The organism is Blastococcus litoris (assembly GCF_003075095.1).
In the GTDB taxonomy this organism is placed as follows: domain Bacteria; phylum Actinomycetota; class Actinomycetes; order Mycobacteriales; family Geodermatophilaceae; genus Blastococcus_B; species Blastococcus_B litoris.
In genome coordinates this window covers 152,086-167,731 of record NZ_QCZF01000004.1, presented here as the reverse complement: position 1 = coordinate 167,731, position 15,646 = coordinate 152,086, and the positions used below count along the sequence as shown (strand labels likewise).

Sequence of the window (15,646 nt, the reverse complement as noted above, 5' to 3'; positions counted from 1 at the left end):
TCGCGATGGAGCGCGCGGTCACTGCCGTCACATCCGGAAGACGCCGTAGCCGACGTCCTCGAGGGGCGCGTTGGCGCAGGCGGACAGGGCGAGACCGAGCACGGTGCGGGTCTGCGCGGGGGCGATCACGCCGTCGTCCCAGAGCCGCGCGGTCGCGTAGTACGGGTGGCCCTGGTGCTCGTACTGCTCGCGGATGGGCGCCTTGAACGCCTCTTCCTCCTCGGCGGGCCACTCCTCGCCCCGGGCCTCGGCCCCGTCGCGGCGCACCTGCGCGAGCACCGACGCCGCCTGCTCCCCACCCATCACCGAGATGCGCGCGTTGGGCCAGGTGAACAGGAAGCGGGGCGAGTAGGCCCGGCCGCACATGGAGTAGTTGCCGGCGCCGAACGAGCCGCCGATGACCACGGTCAGCTTCGGTACCCGCGCGCAGGCGACGGCAGTGACCATCTTGGCGCCGTGCTTGGCGATGCCGCCGGCCTCGTAGTCGCGGCCGACCATGAAGCCGGTGATGTTCTGCAGGAACAGCAGCGGGATCTTCCGGCGGTCGCACAGCTCGATGAAGTGCGCGCCCTTGAGCGCCGACTCGGCGAACAGGACGCCGTTGTTGGCGACGATCCCGACCGGGTGCCCGTGCAGCCGGGCGAACCCGGTCACCAGGGTCGCCCCGTACAGCGGCTTGAACTCGGCGAACCGGCTGCCGTCGACGAGGCGGGCGATGACCTCCCGGACGTCGTAGGGCGTCCGCGGGTCGGGCGGCACGACCTCGACCACCGACTCCGGCGCGTGCAGCGGCTCCTCGGTGGGCGCCACGTCCCACGGCCGCGGCTCGCGCGGGGCCAGGGTGCCCACGATCTGGCGGACGATCTGCAGGGCGTGCGCGTCGTCGTCGGCCAGGTGGTCGGTGACCCCGCTGACCCGGCTGTGCAGGTCTCCCCCGCCGAGCTCCTCGGCGGTGACGACCTCGCCGGTCGCCGCCTTCACCAGCGGCGGACCACCCAGGAAGATCGTCCCCTGCTCGCGGACGATGACCGCCTCGTCGCTCATGGCCGGTACGTACGCGCCGCCGGCGGTGCACGACCCGAGGACGGCGGCGATCTGCGGGATGCCCGCCTTCGACATCGTGGCCTGGTTGTAGAAGATCCGGCCGAAGTGCTCCCGGTCGGGGAACACCTCGTCCTGCATCGGCAGGAACGCGCCACCGGAGTCGACCAGGTAGATGCAGGGCAGCCGGTTGTGGAGGGCCACCTCCTGCGCGCGCAGGTGCTTCTTCACCGTCATCGGGTAGTAGGTGCCGCCCTTGACGGTGGCGTCGTTGGCGACGACGACGCACTCCCGCCCCGAGACCCGCCCGATCCCGGTGATGATCCCGGCCGCCGGCGCCTCGTCGTCGTACAGCCCGTGCGCGGCCAGCGCCGAGAGCTCGAGGAAGGGGCTGCCCGGGTCGAGGAGCGCGTCGACGCGCTCGCGGGGCAGCAGCTTGCCGCGGTCGACGTGCCGCTGCCGGGCACGGTCGCCGCCACCGAGGGTGACCCGGTGCAGCTGGGCGGCCAGATCGCCGGCCAGTTCGGCATGCGCCGCGGCGTTGCGGCCGGCGCTCTCCGGGTCCACCGCGGCGGTTCCGAGCACGGGTGCGTCCACGGAGCGAGGTTAACGGTCGTTCACTCCGACGGTCCACCTCACACCCCGGAGTGGTTAACGATCGTTCACGCGAGGGCTAGCATCCCCGGCGTGACCTCGACGCGCACCGGCCGGGATGCGGCCCTGCACGCCGACGTCGACCGGCCCTCGCGCCGGGAGCAGATCCTCCAGGCGGCCGCCCAGCTGTTCGCGGAGCGCGGGTCACGCGCCGTCGGGGTGGACGACGTCGGGGCTGCGGTCGGCGTGACCGGACCGGCCATCTACCGGCACTTCGCCAGCAAGGACGCGATGCTCGCCGAGATGCTCGTGCGCATCAGCGAGCACCTGCTCGAGGGCGGCAGCCAACGGGTGCAGGACGCCGGCGGGGACCCGGAGGCCCAGCTGCGGGCGCTCGTCGCCTTCCACGTCGACTTCGCGCTCGACAACCCGGCGCTGATCACCGTGCAGGACCGCGACCTCGGCAACCTGGCCGACGCCGACGCCGCCCAGGTCCGCCGGCTCCAGCGGCGCTACGTCGAGGTGTGGGTGGCCGTGCTCGCCCGGTTGCACCCCGCGGCCGACGCAGCCGCCTGCCGGGCGAGGGCGCACGCCGTCTTCGGCCTGATCAACTCCACCCCGCACAGCGCGGGACGGCTGGGCCGCCCCGCGACCGCCGCGCTGCTCGGCGACATGGCCTGGGCGGCCGCCACCGCCTGAGGGCTACTCGAACGGCGGGGTGGCCAGCGACAGGCCCGCCTCGGCGACCGCGTCGATCGCCGCCGAGCTCCCCGCGGTCTCCTCGTCGACCCAGGCGCTCTCCACGATCGTCACCGCCGGGCCGGAGACCGCGCTGGCGTACTCGGCGCCGGAGAGCTCGTCCGGGCTGCCGGTGTACCGGACGCCTTCCCGCAGCAGGTCGCTGACGTTCCCGCTACCGTTGCGGTCGGTGAGCGCCTGGAGGTTGCGGGCCGCACCGGTGTCGGGCATCCGGACCCGGGACACCGCCACGACCACCGCGGCGCCCTCGACCTGGGTCGAGTACAGCGCCCGGGACAGCCCGGTGCAGTCCAGCCCGGCGAAGAAGTCGGCGGTGTCGCCGTAGGCGTGGCCCGCGCAGGTGGCGTCGACCTGCAACGCCTCCACGCGGTACTCGGCGGCGCCGACCACCTGGACGTCGCCGACGGCGGGCCCGGTGACCTGCGTCTGCGGGGCGGTCGGGGCCGCGCCGGTGCCGCCGCTGCCGCCGTCGTCGCCGTCCCGCAGCAGGAACCAGCCGCCGAGCCCGAGCGCGGCCACGACGAGGACGGCGACCAGCGTCATCAGCAGCACGCGGCCGCGCGCCCCGCTGCGCTCCTCGGCGTCCTCGGCCTGCTGGTTCTGGTCCCAGTACAGGGGCGGCATCGCCGGGGGCGCCGGCGGCGGAGGCTGCTGGAACGCCGCGGTGGGCGGCGCAGCGGTCCGGGGCGGGACGACCTTGCCCACCGCCGGCGGCTCCGGCTCGGCGCCGGCGAACAGGCCGCCGATGCCGCCCGCGTCGTCCCGCGAGGCGGACGGCTCGTCGATGGCGACCGTGTCCCGGGGAGGCGCGACCGGGCCAGGGGCCTGCTGCACGCCCGCCTGCTGCGCGGCGGCCGCCTCCTGGGCCGCCGCGGCGTGCCCGGCCGCCGCCGAGGCGGCGACGGCGGCGGCGATCGCCTCGGGGCTGGGCTGCTCGCGGACCGGCGGAGCGGGCGGCTCCTGGCCGGCCGGGGCGGTGGCGGGCGCCGGGGCGGGCGTGGCCGGGGCGCCGAGCGCGGCCGGCGCGAGCAGCTCCGGCCGGCGCAGGACGTACGGGGAGTACGGGAAGCCCTCGCCGTTGAGCTCCTCGACGGAGGGCCCGCGCCCGGGCAGCTCCAGCGCCTCCAGGGCGGCGCGCACGTCGGCCGTCGTCCACAGCCGGGGGTTGTCGACGCCGGAGTACCGGCTGGAGCGGGCGATGCCGAGCAGCAGCGAGCGCGTCTCGAGCAGCGACACCAGGTCGCCCTCGCCGAGATCGCCGTCGGCCGGGACGAGGCCGGTCACGTCGCCGACCAGCACGGTGAGCCGGGCGATGCGACCGGGTTCGAGGCCGGCGCGCCGCAGCTTCATCGCGACCTCCATGCCCGCGCGCATGAGGCCGTCGAGGGGGGTGGACCCGCCGCCGGCGAGCTGGAGGGCCTGACCGGGCCCCGACTCGGGCGCGATCGTCCACGCGCCCTCCGGGACCGCCTTGATCACGCCGGACTGGCGCAGCACCTCGGCGATCCGGACGACGGCGATGCCCTCGGGCACGAGCAGGACCGCGTCGGAGATGCGTCGTCCGAGCGGCCCGTCGATGAGCGGGAGGGCGGCGACCACGGCGGCGCGGACCGAGGCGCCGGTGTCCCAGCGCGTCAGCTCGCCGAAGAGGGCTCGCTCCCCCGCCGTCTGCAGCGGCGCCGGGGTCAGGGCCAGCACGTCGGGTGTCCTCCGGGGCGGTCGGGGGTCTGTGTCGGTCGTGGCCGCGGACGCCGTGGACCCGGGCAGGGCGCCCCCCGGCGCGCACTGCCCGTACGCGGTCCACCCGGCGCCGGCAGCTGCTCACGACGCTACGTCATCGCGGTGGGCACACGGCGTGCGCGCGCCGGAGCGCAGCTGTCAGGCGTGGGCGGGCTGCTCCTCGCCCGCGGGCTCCTGGGGAGCACGCCACCGGGCGAACGAGCCGCTGCGGCCCACCAGGTCCACCGCCGTCCAGAGCACCGCGAAGCCCACGCCGACCGGCAGCACGGACCACCAGTTCCACGGCGGCAGGAGGTCGAGCGCCTCCTGCGCCACCGCGACCCCGTAGACGGCCGCGGTGACGACCAGGCCGGCCAGCCAGCCGGGCACCCGGCGGGTGACGGCGACGTCGACGAGGACCGCCCCGACGACCAGCACCACGGGCAGGACCGAGGGCGGGAAGCCCATCGCGACCAGGCCCAGCCACATGACGGCGCGGTAGGCGAGGTAGGTCGCCGCGATGATCGTGGCCGTCCAGCGCAGGCCGACGACCTTGCGGGCGACCACGAGCGAGAGGAGGCCGGCGCAGACCAGCCAGGCCGGGTGGACCCACGAGGGCACCGGCAGCATGAACATCGTCGGCGTCTGGCCCTGGGAGGCGGCGAAGTCCAGCAGCTGCGGCTCGGCCGTCGTGCGGCCGTCGAGGTAGGCCGCCAGCGAGAGGACGCCGTACTCCTGGTGCTGGTTGGGGAAGAGGACGTTCTCCACGAAGAACAGCCACAGGCCCAGCGACACGAGGTCGCGCACCCGGCCCGGCGCCGCGTACAGCCACCAGCCCCGGATGGCACCGGCGAGCATGATCGCCGTCCCGATGTAGAGCAGCGCGTGGCTGGGGCTCCAGCTGGTGATGTCCAGGCCGTTGATGCGGTGGTTGAGGATGTCGATCGGGATCGCGATCAGGAACGTCCCGATCCCCCACTGCATGAGGTGCAGCGCCCGCCGGTCGACCCCGTAGCCGCTGTAGCTGTGGAAGACGACCAGGCCGATGACGACCGCCGTGCCGGCGGAGTTGAGCAGGTGCGGGGGCGCGAGGTCGTCGCGCAGCCACCGGAAGTGCCAGGAGACGTCCCAGGACGAGCCGAGCATCTTGAGCAGGAAGGCGCCCAGCCACGCCGTGTAGATCCAGCGCAGTTCGGTCTCGGTCGTGGCCCGGCCCGGGCGACCCGGTGTCATGTACGCCAGCCAGAGCCAGCGCACGAGGGCGACCGGGTGGGCCAGCCCGTTGCGGAGGGTCCCCGGAGCCGGAGGGACCTCGCGGACGGCGGGAGCGGCAGCAGGGGGCACGGGGATTCCTCGGGCTCGGTGGACTGGCCCCGACCCTAGCGGCGGAGAGGGCCGATTCCGAGCGTCCGAGTGGCAGGTTCGCGACACCTGCGCTATCAGCCGGGCACACGGGGCGAGCGGTGCGCACGGTGCGTACTGTCGGGCGACGTGGCAGAGAGCGCAGGGCACCTGGTCTGGATCGACTGCGAGATGACCGGGCTCGACATCGTCAAGGACAAGCTCATCGAGGTCGCGGTCGTCGTCACCGACTCGGAGCTCAACGTCCTCGACCCCGGCCTGGACCTGATCATCGCCGCGGACGACGCCGACCTCGACGGCATGGACGAGGTCGTGGTCGAGATGCACCGCAAGTCCGGGCTCACCGACGCGGTCCGGGCCTCCTCGCTCACGGTGGCCGAGGCCGAGCAGCAGCTGCTCGGCTACATCAAGCGCTGGGTGCCCGAGCGGCGCACCGCCCCGTTGTGCGGCAACTCGATCGGCACCGACCGCGGCTTCCTCGCCCGCGACATGCCCGAGCTGGACGACCACCTGCACTACCGGATGGTCGACGTCTCCTCGATCAAGGAGCTCGCCCGCCGCTGGTTCCCGCGGGTCTACTTCGCGCAGCCGCAGAAGGGCCTGGCCCACCGCGCGCTCGCCGACATCATCGAGTCGGTCCGGGAGCTGGCCTACTACCGTCGCACCCTGTTCGTGCCCGCCCCCGGGCCCAGCAGCGACCAGGCCAAGGGCGCGGCCGAGGAGGTCGTCGGCGCGTTCGCCGACGTGCTGGCGGCCGGCGACGCCAGCCCCGCCGCCGACGCCGCACCCCCGGCCGCGTCGGGGAGCTGACCCGCTCCGGTATCGTTGCTCCGGTTCCCCTCCTGGCGCGTGCGCCTCCGGGGAGCGACGGTGGGTGTAGCTCAGTTGGTAGAGCACCAGGTTGTGATCCTGGGTGTCGCGGGTTCGAGCCCCGTCACTCACCCCACGAGGAGAGGCCCTGGTCAGCCCGCTGACCAGGGCCTCTCCTGTTGCGACCGGCCTCCGCGGCGACTGCCGCCCGCCGGCGTGGTCACCCCATCACCGTGGCGACCGCCTCCGGCAGCCCGAGCAGGTCGGGGATCTCCAGCCCGGGGTGCGGGCCGTCGGGATCCACCGAGTGCCCGGGCCGTCGCACCCGCACCACGCGCATGCCCGCCTCCAGCGCTCCGCGGGTGTCGCGCGCGGACGCCGGCACGTGCACGTCGACACCGGCCTGGCGCGCGCTGCGGTAGAGCGCCGGGTGCGGCTTGTAGGCGCCGAGCCGCTCGCTGGTCAGCACGTCGGCCGGATCCACGAGCCGGGCCACCGCCGTCGGGGCGAAGACGGCGTCGTCCACGTTGGACAGGACCCCCACCCGGTGCACGCCGCGCAGCGCGTCGAGGGCGGCCGGGACGTCGGGCCACAGGGGCCAGTCGGCGACGCTGTCCAGCAGCCGCCCGGTGTCGACGTCGGGATCCCCGCGCAGTCCCAGCTCCCGGTAGGTCGCGCGCAGCGCGCGCCGCGAGTGCTCGGCGAAGGACATCCACCCGGTGGTCTCCTTCTGCGACGCCTTGTTCCGTGCGTCCCAGGTGTCGTAGACCGTCGCTGCGCCCACCGGCCAGCCACGCCCGCCCCCGATCAGCTGCAGCGCCCTCGTGCCACCCGCCCGTGAGTCCAGCAGGGCGCTGAAGAGGTCCACCGTCACGAAGGCCATGAGCCATCCTGCCGCCGCCGATGCGGCCCGGCGCGCGGATCAGGAGGCCCCGCTGACCCCCAGCCACACGCCGGCACCCACGCCGAGGAGGACGGATCCGACGGCGGCCGCGTGCAGGATCGCCTCCGGCGACCGGCGGACCTCCTGCCGCGTTCCGGCCGACGTGCGTGCACCGCTGCCCACCGGCCCCTCCGCCGGGACGGGCGCGACGGGTACCCCGGCGAACGCAGGGGCCACCCAGCGCAGGTAGTAGAAGAGGCTGGCGACGGTGTTGACCGCAGCCACGACGACCAACCACGCCAGTCCGCCGTCCCATGCTGCGGTGAAGACGGCGAGCTTGCCCACGAAGACCGCCGTCGGCGGGGTCCCGACCAGGCCGAGCAGGCACACCACGAGGCTCCCCACCAGCCGGCGGTGCCGTCCTGCGGCCGTGACCCAGTCCGTGATCGTCCGTGCCGCCGGTGTGGCGGCGACGGCTGCGAAGGCGCCGATGTTGGTCACCGCGTACGCGGCCAGGTAGAGCGCGAGGGCCGGGCCGGCGAGATCGGTCCGGGCGGCCACCGCGACGACCATGAAGAGGTAGCCGACCTGGCTGACCGTGGAGTACGCCAGCAGCCGCAGGACGTCGGTCTGGGAGAACGCGGCCAGGTTGCCCAGCGTCATGCTGGCCGTCGCGAGGACGGCGACGAGCAGCGGGACGTCGAGCGGCAGACCGGCGAACGGCTCGGCGACCAGGCGGAACGCGGCCGCGACCGCACCGATCTTGGGGATCGTGGTGAGGTAGGCGGCCATCGGAGGCGTCGTCCCGGCCGTGACGTCGGGAACCCAGAAGTGGACCGGCACGGCGCCTGCCTTGAACGCCACCCCCGCCAGCACCCCGAGGACGCCGAGGGCCAGCAGCGCGGGAGACGCGTCCGGGAGGGCGGCGGCCAGCTCCGGGTAGCCGGTGGTGCCCGAGGCGAGCACGAGCGCGGCGACGCCCACCAGCAGGAGCACGCCGGCGAAGGCGCCCATGAGGTAGTACTTCATCGTCGCCTCGGTGCCGGCGGCGTCCTTGGCGACACCGGCCAGGGCGTAGAGCGGCACGCTCGCCAGGAGGTAGGCGGCCACCAGCAGGAGCAGGTCGCCGCCGGCCGCCAGCGCGACGCTGCCCAGCGCCCCCAGCAGCATGAGGACGTAGGCCTCGGTCTCCCGCGGGTGCCCGGCCACCGAGGGAGCCGCCAGCCAGACGAGGACGGCGACCCCGAGGGCGACGACGATCCGGACGACGCCCGTGGTGGTGTCGACGACCCAGGTGCCCTCGAAGACCCGCTCGTCCGGACGGGACATCGCGACCGCCCCAGCCGTCGCGCTGGCCAGGCAGGCCGCCGTGACCAGGAGCCGCACCCGCCACTGCGCCTGCTGCGGGGTCCACAGCCCGAGCAGCAGCCCGCCGACCGCGCCGAGCAGGAGCAGCCCCTCGGGCAGGAGGGCCGGCCACGCCTCCGTGCCACCGGACATGCTCGTCACCGGGCCACCAGCTCCACCACCGCCGTCGCAGCGGGCTCGAGGACGTCGAGCAGGACGCGGGGGAACAGACCCAGCACCACGGCGAGCGCGAGGAGCGGGACGATCGCCAGGAGCTCGTGGCCGCGGAGGTCACGGATGCCCGTCGCTGGCGGGACCTCCGTCGCGACCGATGAGACAGCGCCGGCGCGCGCGGGAGCCCGTCCCTCTCCCGCCCGACCGGCGCCGGGCTCCCCACCGGGATCCGTCCCGCCGGGGGCGACGGTGTCGCCGGTGAGCAGCCGCTGCAGGGCGAGCAGGAACAGCCCCGCGGTGACCAGGATGCCGACGACGGCGATCACGGTGGCGACCGGCACGGCCTCGAGCGCCCCGGTGAAGACCTGGAACTCGGCGATGAATCCGGAGAGCCCCGGGAGCCCCAGCGATCCGAAGGCCGCCACGGCGAGGCAGGCGGCGAACACCGGTGCCGGACGGGCGAGCCCGCCCCACTGCTCGAAGGCGTAGGTGTGCCCGCGGGACCACAGCCAGCCGCTGAGCAGGAACAGCGCGCCGGTGAGGAGACCGTGGCTGACCATCTGGTACATCGCACCCACGGTGGCCACCGTGCGCGCCCCCTCGTCCGCCGAGGCCACCAGCCCCGCGGCGCCGAGGCCGAGCAGGACGTAGCCCATGTGGTTGACCGAGGTGTAGGCGATCATCCGCTTCACGTCCGTCTGGGCCAGCGCGACGAACGCCCCCCACAGCACGCTGATCACCCCGACGACCACGGCGACCATCGCCCAGCGCTGCCACGCGTCGGGGAGGATCGGCATCGCGATGCGCACGAAGCCGTACGTGCCGAGCTTGAGCAGGACGCCCGCGAGCACGGCGGACCCGGCCGCCGGTGCGTCGGTGTGCGCGTCGGGCAGCCAGGTGTGGAACGGGAACAGCGGCGTCTTCACCGCCAGCCCGAGCCCGATCGCGAGCAGCACCAGCCCACCGGCCACCGGGGAGTCCGCCAGCGGTGGGTCGGCTGCCAGGGCCACCATGTCGAAGGTGCGCTCCTCGCTGCCGAGGAACAGCCCGATGAAGCCCACGAGCAGGGCGAGCGACCCGATGAAGGTGTAGAGGAAGAACGTCAGCGCGCTGCGACGGGCGTTGCCGTGCCCCCAGCCGGCGATGACGAAGTACATCCCGACGATCGTCAGGTCGAAGAAGACGAAGAAGAGGATGAGGTCCAGCGACGCGAAGGTGCCCACGCACGCGGTCTGCAGGAAGAGGAACAACGCCGCGTAGGTGCGCGGCCGATCGGGCTCACGCAGCGAGTACACGGCGCAGGCGAGGAAGAGCACGCCCGTCAGCGCCAGCAGCGGCAGCGACAGCCCGTCGACGCCGACGTGGTAGCCGGCGTCCACCGTCGGGATCCACTGCAGGTCGGCCTCGAAGGCCGGCCCGTCGAGGACGCCCGAGGCACCCGTGCCGGGCTCGAACCTCCACCACATCCAGCCGACGAGCACCAGGTCCGCGGCGGAGGCGGCGATCCAGAGCCCGGTCGCTGACCGCCCGGACATCCCGGGGGAGGCGACGAGCACGGCCGCCGCCAGGAGCGGCAGGAAGATCACGACGGTCAGCAGCACGGTCACCTCACCACGAGCAGGAGGACGAGCAGGAACCCCAGACCGGCGGCGGTCTGGGCGTAGTACTGGTGCAGGAGCCCGGTCTGGGGGCGCCGCGCGGCGTCACCGGCGCGGCGCACCGCCCGCGCGATCCCACGGACGGCGCCGTCGACGAGCCCGTCGTCGGTGCGGGCCGAGGCGGCCGCCACCCGCCGTGTCCCGGCGACGACAGCGGTGACCGCCCGGTCGATGCCGCCGTCGTCGGCCCGGGCAGCCAGCCCCGCGACCCGGCGCACGACGGTCCCCGCCCCCCGGACCACCCGGTCGATCCCGCGGTCGTCGACGGCGGCCAGCACGCGGGCGACCGCGAGCGCCGGCCGCGGCGAGAGCAGGTGCCCCAGCCCGGCCCACGCGGCGAGCGGGCTCCGCTCGAGAGCCATGCCGACCGCCGGCCGGGCCCGGCCGACCAGGACGGTCAGCGCCAGGGCCGCCACGGCGAGCCCGCCGGAGAGGAGCAGCTCCCCGAGCCCGGGAGAGGGCTCGCCCTCCGCGTCCAGCACCGTCCTCAGCGCGTCGGCCACGGCCGGCAGGGCGAGCACCCCGAGCCCGGCGGCGAACACCGCCAGGACGCCGGCTGCAACTCGGGTCGGCAGCGGGACATGCCGGGTCCCCGGCTCCTCCTCGTCGAGGACCTCCTCCCCCGTCGGCCGGGCCAGGACGACGGCCAGGATCTTCCCGGCGTAGACGGCCGAGAGCACCGCGGCGGCGAGCCCCACGACCGTCAGCGCCGTCCCCTCGACGCCGGCCAGCACCTGGTCCTTGGTCGCCCACAGCGAGAGCGGCGGCACGCCGGCCAGCGCCAGCGCCGCCACGGTGGCCGCCGCCCCCACCCCCGGGTATCGCCGGGCGGCACCCCGCAGGCCGGCTAGCTGCTTGGTGCCCAGCGCCGACAGCCATGCCCCCGCGGCGACGAACAACCCCGCCTTGACCGCGGCGTGCCCGACCAGGTGCGCGGTGCCGCCGGCGGTGGCACCGGCACCGGCGGCGAGGACGACGAACCCGATCTGGGCGGCGGTGCTGGCGGCCAGCAACTGCTTGAGGTCCGTCTGCGCCACGGCGACCGCGCCCAGGACCAGCGCGGTGAGTGCGCCGACCCAGGCCGCGGTCGTGGCCGCCCAGCCGGTACCGGCGAGCAGCGGCTGCATCCGGAGCAGCAGGTAGCCGCCGGCGGCGACCATCGTGGCCGAGTGCAGCAGCGCGCTGACCGGGCTGGGGCCCTGCATCGCTGCCGAGAGCCACGCCGAGAAGGGCAGCTGCGCCGACTTGCCGAGCGCAGCGACGAGCACGCCGGCCGCGGCGAGGTCCGCCCATCCGCCGTCCGCGGCCCCGAGGTCGGCCAGCGCCAGGCTGCCGGTGGCCGCGAGAGCGGCCCCCGCCGCCACGTACAGCCCGAGGTCGCCGGCCCGGGTGGTGACGAACGCCCGGGTGCCGGCAGCGAGCTTGCCGGGCTCGTCCCAGCGGAAGCCGATCAGCGCGTAGGACGTCGCACCCATCACCTCCCAGGCCAGCAGCAGAGCCGGCAGCGTGGCCGCGGTGACGGTCGCGAGCATGGCCGCGACGAACAGCAGGACGAACCCGGAGAAGCGGGCGCGCGCCGCACCGACCGGCAGGTCCGCGACGGCGAAGACGGTGACCAGCAGGGCGATCCCCGCGACCAGCAGGACGAGCACCGCGGACAGGCCGTCGACGACCAGGCGCAGGTCCCCGCCGTCGACGATGCCCAGGAACGGCGCGGAGATGCTCGGGCGGGCGGCCGCCGACAGGGCGGCGAGCACGACGGCGACTCCGGTGATCCCGACGGCCGCCGGGCCGGCGACCCGGTCGGCCCGTCGTCCCGCGATCAGCAGCGCCGCCCCGGTCACGGCGGGCAGCAGCACCAGGGCGGCGAGCGCAGCGGTCATCCGCGCAGGTCCGTCGCCATGTCGACCATGTCCACCTGCCGGGCGCGGTAGATGGCGACCGTGACGGCGAAGCCCATCGCCATCTCCACGGCCATGACGACCAGTGCGACGACCACGAGCACCTGCGCGTCCGGCAGCTCGGGTGCGAGGAAGTACCAGGCCGCCCCGCCGGCCAGCAGCACCCCGTTGAGCACCAGCTCCAGACCCATCATCACCATGACGATCGACTGCTGGGACAGCGCGCCGAACAGCCCGACCCCGATCAGGCCGGCCGCCACGGTCAGCACGATCTGGAGCACCACCTCCGCGGTCATCGGGGCAGCCCCCCGGGCACCGGGTCGTCCGGCCGCGACGCGGCCAGGTCGGCACCGAAGCGGTCGTACCGGCCGCGCGAGGTGGCCAGCACCGTGCCGGCGAGGATCGTGGCGAACAGCGCGATGCCGATCACCAGCATCACCAGCATGTGTCCGCCCATGATCGCCTCGCCGAGCTGCCGGGTGCTGTCGGCGGGCCGGCGTCCGGAGCGGGTCGGCCAGTCGGCGGTCCAGATCCCGACGGCGAGGACGGCGAACGCGCCGGCACCGACGACGGCCGACCCCGTGGTGTTGTGCACCATCGTCATCGGCATCAGCCCGGCCGGGTTCATCATGAACGCGATCATGAAGACGGCCATGATCGCCATCTCGATCGTCATCATCAGCGCCGTCACGACGGCCAGGTAGACCAGGTCGAAGGCCAGCAGGACGCCGGCGACGGCCAGGAACGACGCCAGCAGCGCGAACGTCGCACGGGCCATCGAGTCCACGCGGAAGACCGCGACACCGGCGGCCACCGCCAGCACGCCGAGCCCCGCCACCGCGGCGATCGCCCCGCCGGACAGGTCGGTCAGCATCGTGTCCTCCTCACGCGTAGAAGCCGCTCAGCACGAGGACCGCGACGACCAGCGCCTGCACGAGCGTGAGCGGCACCAGCACCACCCAGCCCACCTCGACCGTCCGGTCAGGGCGCAGCACCGGGAGCCGCCGGCCCAGCCACACCAGCGCCGCGATGACGGCGAGCGTCTTGAGCAGGTGCCACACCGGGCCGGGCAGCCAGGGCCCGGAGCCGCCGCCGAGGAACAGCGCGGCCGCCATGGCCGCGCTCGCCCCCAGGAACACCGCCCGGCCGGCCTCGACCAGCAGCCGATCGACGCCCGACAGCTCCGAGGTGACCCCGCCGGCGATGTCGGCTCCGGCGGGTGCGGCGAACGGACCCCAGAAGGCGAAGGCGGCGGCGCCGGCCAGGAACACCAGGAAGGCGACGGGCATGGTCACCACGAACCACATGTCCTGCTGGGCGGCGAGGACGTCCGTCATGCGCAGCGAGCCGGCTGCCAGGCCGGCCGTGATGAGGGCGAACATCAGCGGCAGCTCGTAGGCCAGCCCCTGGGCGAGGAAGCGGTAGCCGCCGGTCAGGGCGTGGAAGGCGTTCGGACCCCAGCCGACCAGCCAGACCACCGCCCACAGCAGGGCCTCCATGGCGTTGAACCACACGAGGTCGGCGCTGGTCGACCACAGCGTCCGACCCCCGATCGGGACCACCGCCAGGGTCAGCAGCGCCAGGACCGGAACCGCCCCGCATGCCAGCCGCCACAGCAGCCGGTCGGGCGCGAGCGTGGTCCGCCGCTGCTCGACCAGCAGGCGCGCGCTCGAGCGCAGCGGGTCGAGTGCGCGCCTCGGTGTGCCGGCGACGACGGCACGGTCGGCGGCCGCCACGACCAACCCCAGGAGCAGGCCGACCACGAGGACACCCAGGAGAGCCGGCGCCAGCCCCCAGGCATCCGCCGAGGTCTGCTCAGGCATGCGCGCGCTCCGGCGCCGTCGGAGCAGGCATCGGCAGGTCCAGGCTGGCCACGATCAGGCGCGCCCCGCCGACCTCCGTGCCTCGCAGGAGGCCGGCGGCCTCGTCCAGCGACGGCGCGGGCCGCTCGTCGACCGGCTGCCCCGCTGCGCTGTCGCACCAGCGCCGGACGCGGTCCACGACACCCTCGCCTGCACCGTCCTGCGAGGGGACCTGCCCTATGCCGCCGGCCGTCCACGCCAGGGCCCGGGACCGGCGGATCCGCCTCGCCACGGCCCGGGCCAGCCGCTGTGCTCGGGCTGGATCCGTCCCGGCCAGCAGGCCGTCGCGCGCCCGGCGGGCCTGGCGGGCTGCCGTCGGCCAGCCGGCGACGTCGAGGAAGCGGGCGAGCCGGTCCAGCGCGGCGCACTGCGAGTCCTCCGGCGGGTTGCCGGTGGGAAGCGCGTCGGCGTCCAGCCAGGCGAGCTCGGCCGACACCAGGACGTCACCCTGCAGGTCCGCCCGCAGCACCAGCCCGGTGGGCCAGCCCGGTAGCACCGGTCCGAGCGCGACCTCCAGGACGTCGAGTTCGAGGCCGTCACGGTCGGGGCCGGTCGACGCCATGGGCAGCCCGGCCACCTCTCCCCCGTGGTGCATGTGGTCCATGCCCTCGTGGTCCATGCCCCCGTGGTCCATGCCCCCGTGGTCCATGCCCCCGTGGTCCATGCCCCCGTCCTCGTCCAGGAACGAGGTGGGCGACGGACGACGGTCCCCTCGTGGACCGCCTGCGGCGCGCCGGACGAGCTCACCGAGGCCCGCGTCGAGCTCGGCGGAGACGTCGCCCTGCCCGCGGACGACGATCCGGTGCCGCGGTTCCGGGACCTGGCTCCACAGGAGGTCCACCGCTGCCGCGAGCTCGGGTCCGGGTTCGCCCAGGACGACGACCAGGTCGGTGTCGGCAGGCGTCGCGGCGCGCCGCCAGCCGCGACGCTCGAGCTCGGCCTCGGCGGCCCACCGGAGAGTCGTCTCGCCCGGTACGTCGACGAGCAGCACAGCCGGACGGGACAGCGCCCAGGTCCGCAGTCGGGCGATCAGGCCCATCGCAGTGCACCCTCACGCCAGACGTACACGACACCGACGAGCAGGACCGCGAGGAACCCGAACATCTCGGCGACCGCTTGCGCACCCAGGTCGGCGACCACGACCGCCCACGGGTACATGAAGATCATCTCCATGTCGAAGGCGAGGAAGAGGACCGTGATCGCGTACCACCGGGCGTGGTAGCGGGAGACGGCGTGCTGCTGCGGGCGCAGACCCGACTCGTACGGCAGCACGGACGCCGTCTCGCGCGTGCTCCGCACCGCGGCGGAGAGCGCGTGCAGACCGAGGACGCCGGCCACGACGAGTCCCGTCAGCGACAGCAGAGCGATCATGCCGCCCTCCTCGCCTCACGGGTGGTCCGCCGCGCCTCGTCCGGGTCCGGCCCGGACTCGGCAGCGACATCCGAACAACCGTCCGGGTATCGCCGACTGTAGGGGCGGCGAAGGGCCGTCGCGCGGCGACGACCGACCGCCCGGCCCCCGCGGCGGCCTCGACGA

At 74.7% G+C, this 15,646-nt stretch carries 14 protein-coding genes and 1 tRNA gene; 3 read left to right on the top strand and 12 right to left on the bottom strand.

The window, feature by feature from the left end; genetic code table 11:
- Window positions 1-27: 27 nt before the first annotated feature.
- A complete protein-coding gene (locus DCS98_RS10465) occupies window positions 28-1,638 on the bottom strand; it encodes a carboxyl transferase domain-containing protein (RefSeq protein ID WP_116451302.1) in 1,611 nt (536 codons plus the stop codon).
- Between the two features lie 90 nt (window positions 1,639-1,728).
- On the opposite strand from DCS98_RS10465, the gene DCS98_RS10460 reads away from it, so the two are divergent.
- Window positions 1,729-2,334: an SACE_7040 family transcriptional regulator gene (locus DCS98_RS10460; protein ID WP_206340187.1), complete on the top strand. Its 606-nt coding sequence runs from the start codon at window positions 1,729-1,731 to the stop codon at window positions 2,332-2,334.
- A 3-nt stretch (window positions 2,335-2,337) separates the two neighbouring features.
- Here DCS98_RS10460 and DCS98_RS10455 read toward each other — a convergent pair whose 3' ends face one another.
- On the bottom strand, window positions 2,338-4,092 hold the full coding sequence (locus DCS98_RS10455; RefSeq protein ID WP_116451301.1) for a hypothetical protein: 1,755 nt from the start codon (window positions 4,090-4,092) through the stop codon (window positions 2,338-2,340).
- Between the two features lie 180 nt (window positions 4,093-4,272).
- A complete protein-coding gene (locus tag DCS98_RS10450) occupies window positions 4,273-5,457 on the bottom strand; it encodes a hypothetical protein (RefSeq protein WP_116451300.1) in 1,185 nt (394 codons plus the stop codon).
- Between the two features lie 147 nt (window positions 5,458-5,604).
- Here DCS98_RS10450 and orn point away from each other — a divergent pair, with 147 nt between their 5' ends.
- Together orn and DCS98_RS10440 are read left to right on the top strand one after the other, a co-directional pair.
- Window positions 5,605-6,285, top strand: a complete 681-nt coding sequence (gene orn, locus DCS98_RS10445; RefSeq protein ID WP_116451299.1) for an oligoribonuclease — start codon at window positions 5,605-5,607, stop codon at window positions 6,283-6,285.
- 60 nt (window positions 6,286-6,345) lie between these two features.
- A tRNA-His gene (locus DCS98_RS10440) sits at window positions 6,346-6,421 on the top strand.
- Between the two features lie 84 nt (window positions 6,422-6,505).
- Here the strand turns inward: DCS98_RS10440 and DCS98_RS10435 are convergent.
- The 9 genes from DCS98_RS10435 to DCS98_RS10395 are packed head-to-tail and all read right to left on the bottom strand — an operon-like array spanning window position 6,506 to window position 15,481.
- Window positions 6,506-7,168: an HAD family hydrolase gene (locus DCS98_RS10435; protein WP_116451298.1), complete on the bottom strand. Its 663-nt coding sequence runs from the start codon at window positions 7,166-7,168 to the stop codon at window positions 6,506-6,508.
- A 39-nt stretch (window positions 7,169-7,207) separates the two neighbouring features.
- Window positions 7,208-8,668 carry an NADH-quinone oxidoreductase subunit N gene (locus DCS98_RS10430; protein WP_116451537.1) on the bottom strand — a complete coding sequence of 487 codons (1,461 nt, stop codon included), beginning with the start codon at window positions 8,666-8,668 and terminating at the stop codon, window positions 7,208-7,210.
- A gap of 5 nt (window positions 8,669-8,673) precedes the next feature.
- Window positions 8,674-10,296 (bottom strand): complex I subunit 4 family protein, encoded by a 1,623-nt coding sequence (locus tag DCS98_RS10425; RefSeq protein WP_241037543.1) that lies wholly within the window; start codon window positions 10,294-10,296, stop codon window positions 8,674-8,676.
- Window positions 10,293-12,230, bottom strand: coding sequence for an NADH-quinone oxidoreductase subunit 5 family protein (locus tag DCS98_RS10420; protein ID WP_116451297.1), 1,938 nt, complete (start codon window positions 12,228-12,230; stop codon window positions 10,293-10,295). Before DCS98_RS10420 ends, DCS98_RS10425 begins: the two co-directional genes overlap by 4 nt.
- Window positions 12,227-12,544, bottom strand: a complete 318-nt coding sequence (locus tag DCS98_RS10415) for an NADH-quinone oxidoreductase subunit NuoK (protein ID WP_206340186.1) — start codon at window positions 12,542-12,544, stop codon at window positions 12,227-12,229. The genes DCS98_RS10420 and DCS98_RS10415 overlap by 4 nt, the downstream gene beginning before the upstream one ends.
- The gene (locus DCS98_RS10410) at window positions 12,541-13,122 is read right to left on the bottom strand and encodes an NADH-quinone oxidoreductase subunit J (RefSeq protein WP_116451296.1); all 582 of its coding nucleotides are present in this window, start codon (window positions 13,120-13,122) and stop codon (window positions 12,541-12,543) included. The genes DCS98_RS10415 and DCS98_RS10410 overlap by 4 nt, the downstream gene beginning before the upstream one ends.
- A 10-nt stretch (window positions 13,123-13,132) precedes the next feature.
- Window positions 13,133-14,071, bottom strand: a complete 939-nt coding sequence (locus DCS98_RS10405) for an NADH-quinone oxidoreductase subunit H (protein WP_116451295.1) — start codon at window positions 14,069-14,071, stop codon at window positions 13,133-13,135.
- Window positions 14,064-15,149 carry a hypothetical protein gene (locus DCS98_RS10400; protein ID WP_164704503.1) on the bottom strand — a complete coding sequence of 362 codons (1,086 nt, stop codon included), beginning with the start codon at window positions 15,147-15,149 and terminating at the stop codon, window positions 14,064-14,066. Before DCS98_RS10400 ends, DCS98_RS10405 begins: the two co-directional genes overlap by 8 nt.
- Window positions 15,140-15,481, bottom strand: coding sequence for an NADH-quinone oxidoreductase subunit A (locus DCS98_RS10395; protein ID WP_116451293.1), 342 nt, complete (start codon window positions 15,479-15,481; stop codon window positions 15,140-15,142). Before DCS98_RS10395 ends, DCS98_RS10400 begins: the two co-directional genes overlap by 10 nt.
- Window positions 15,482-15,646 lie beyond the last annotated feature (165 nt).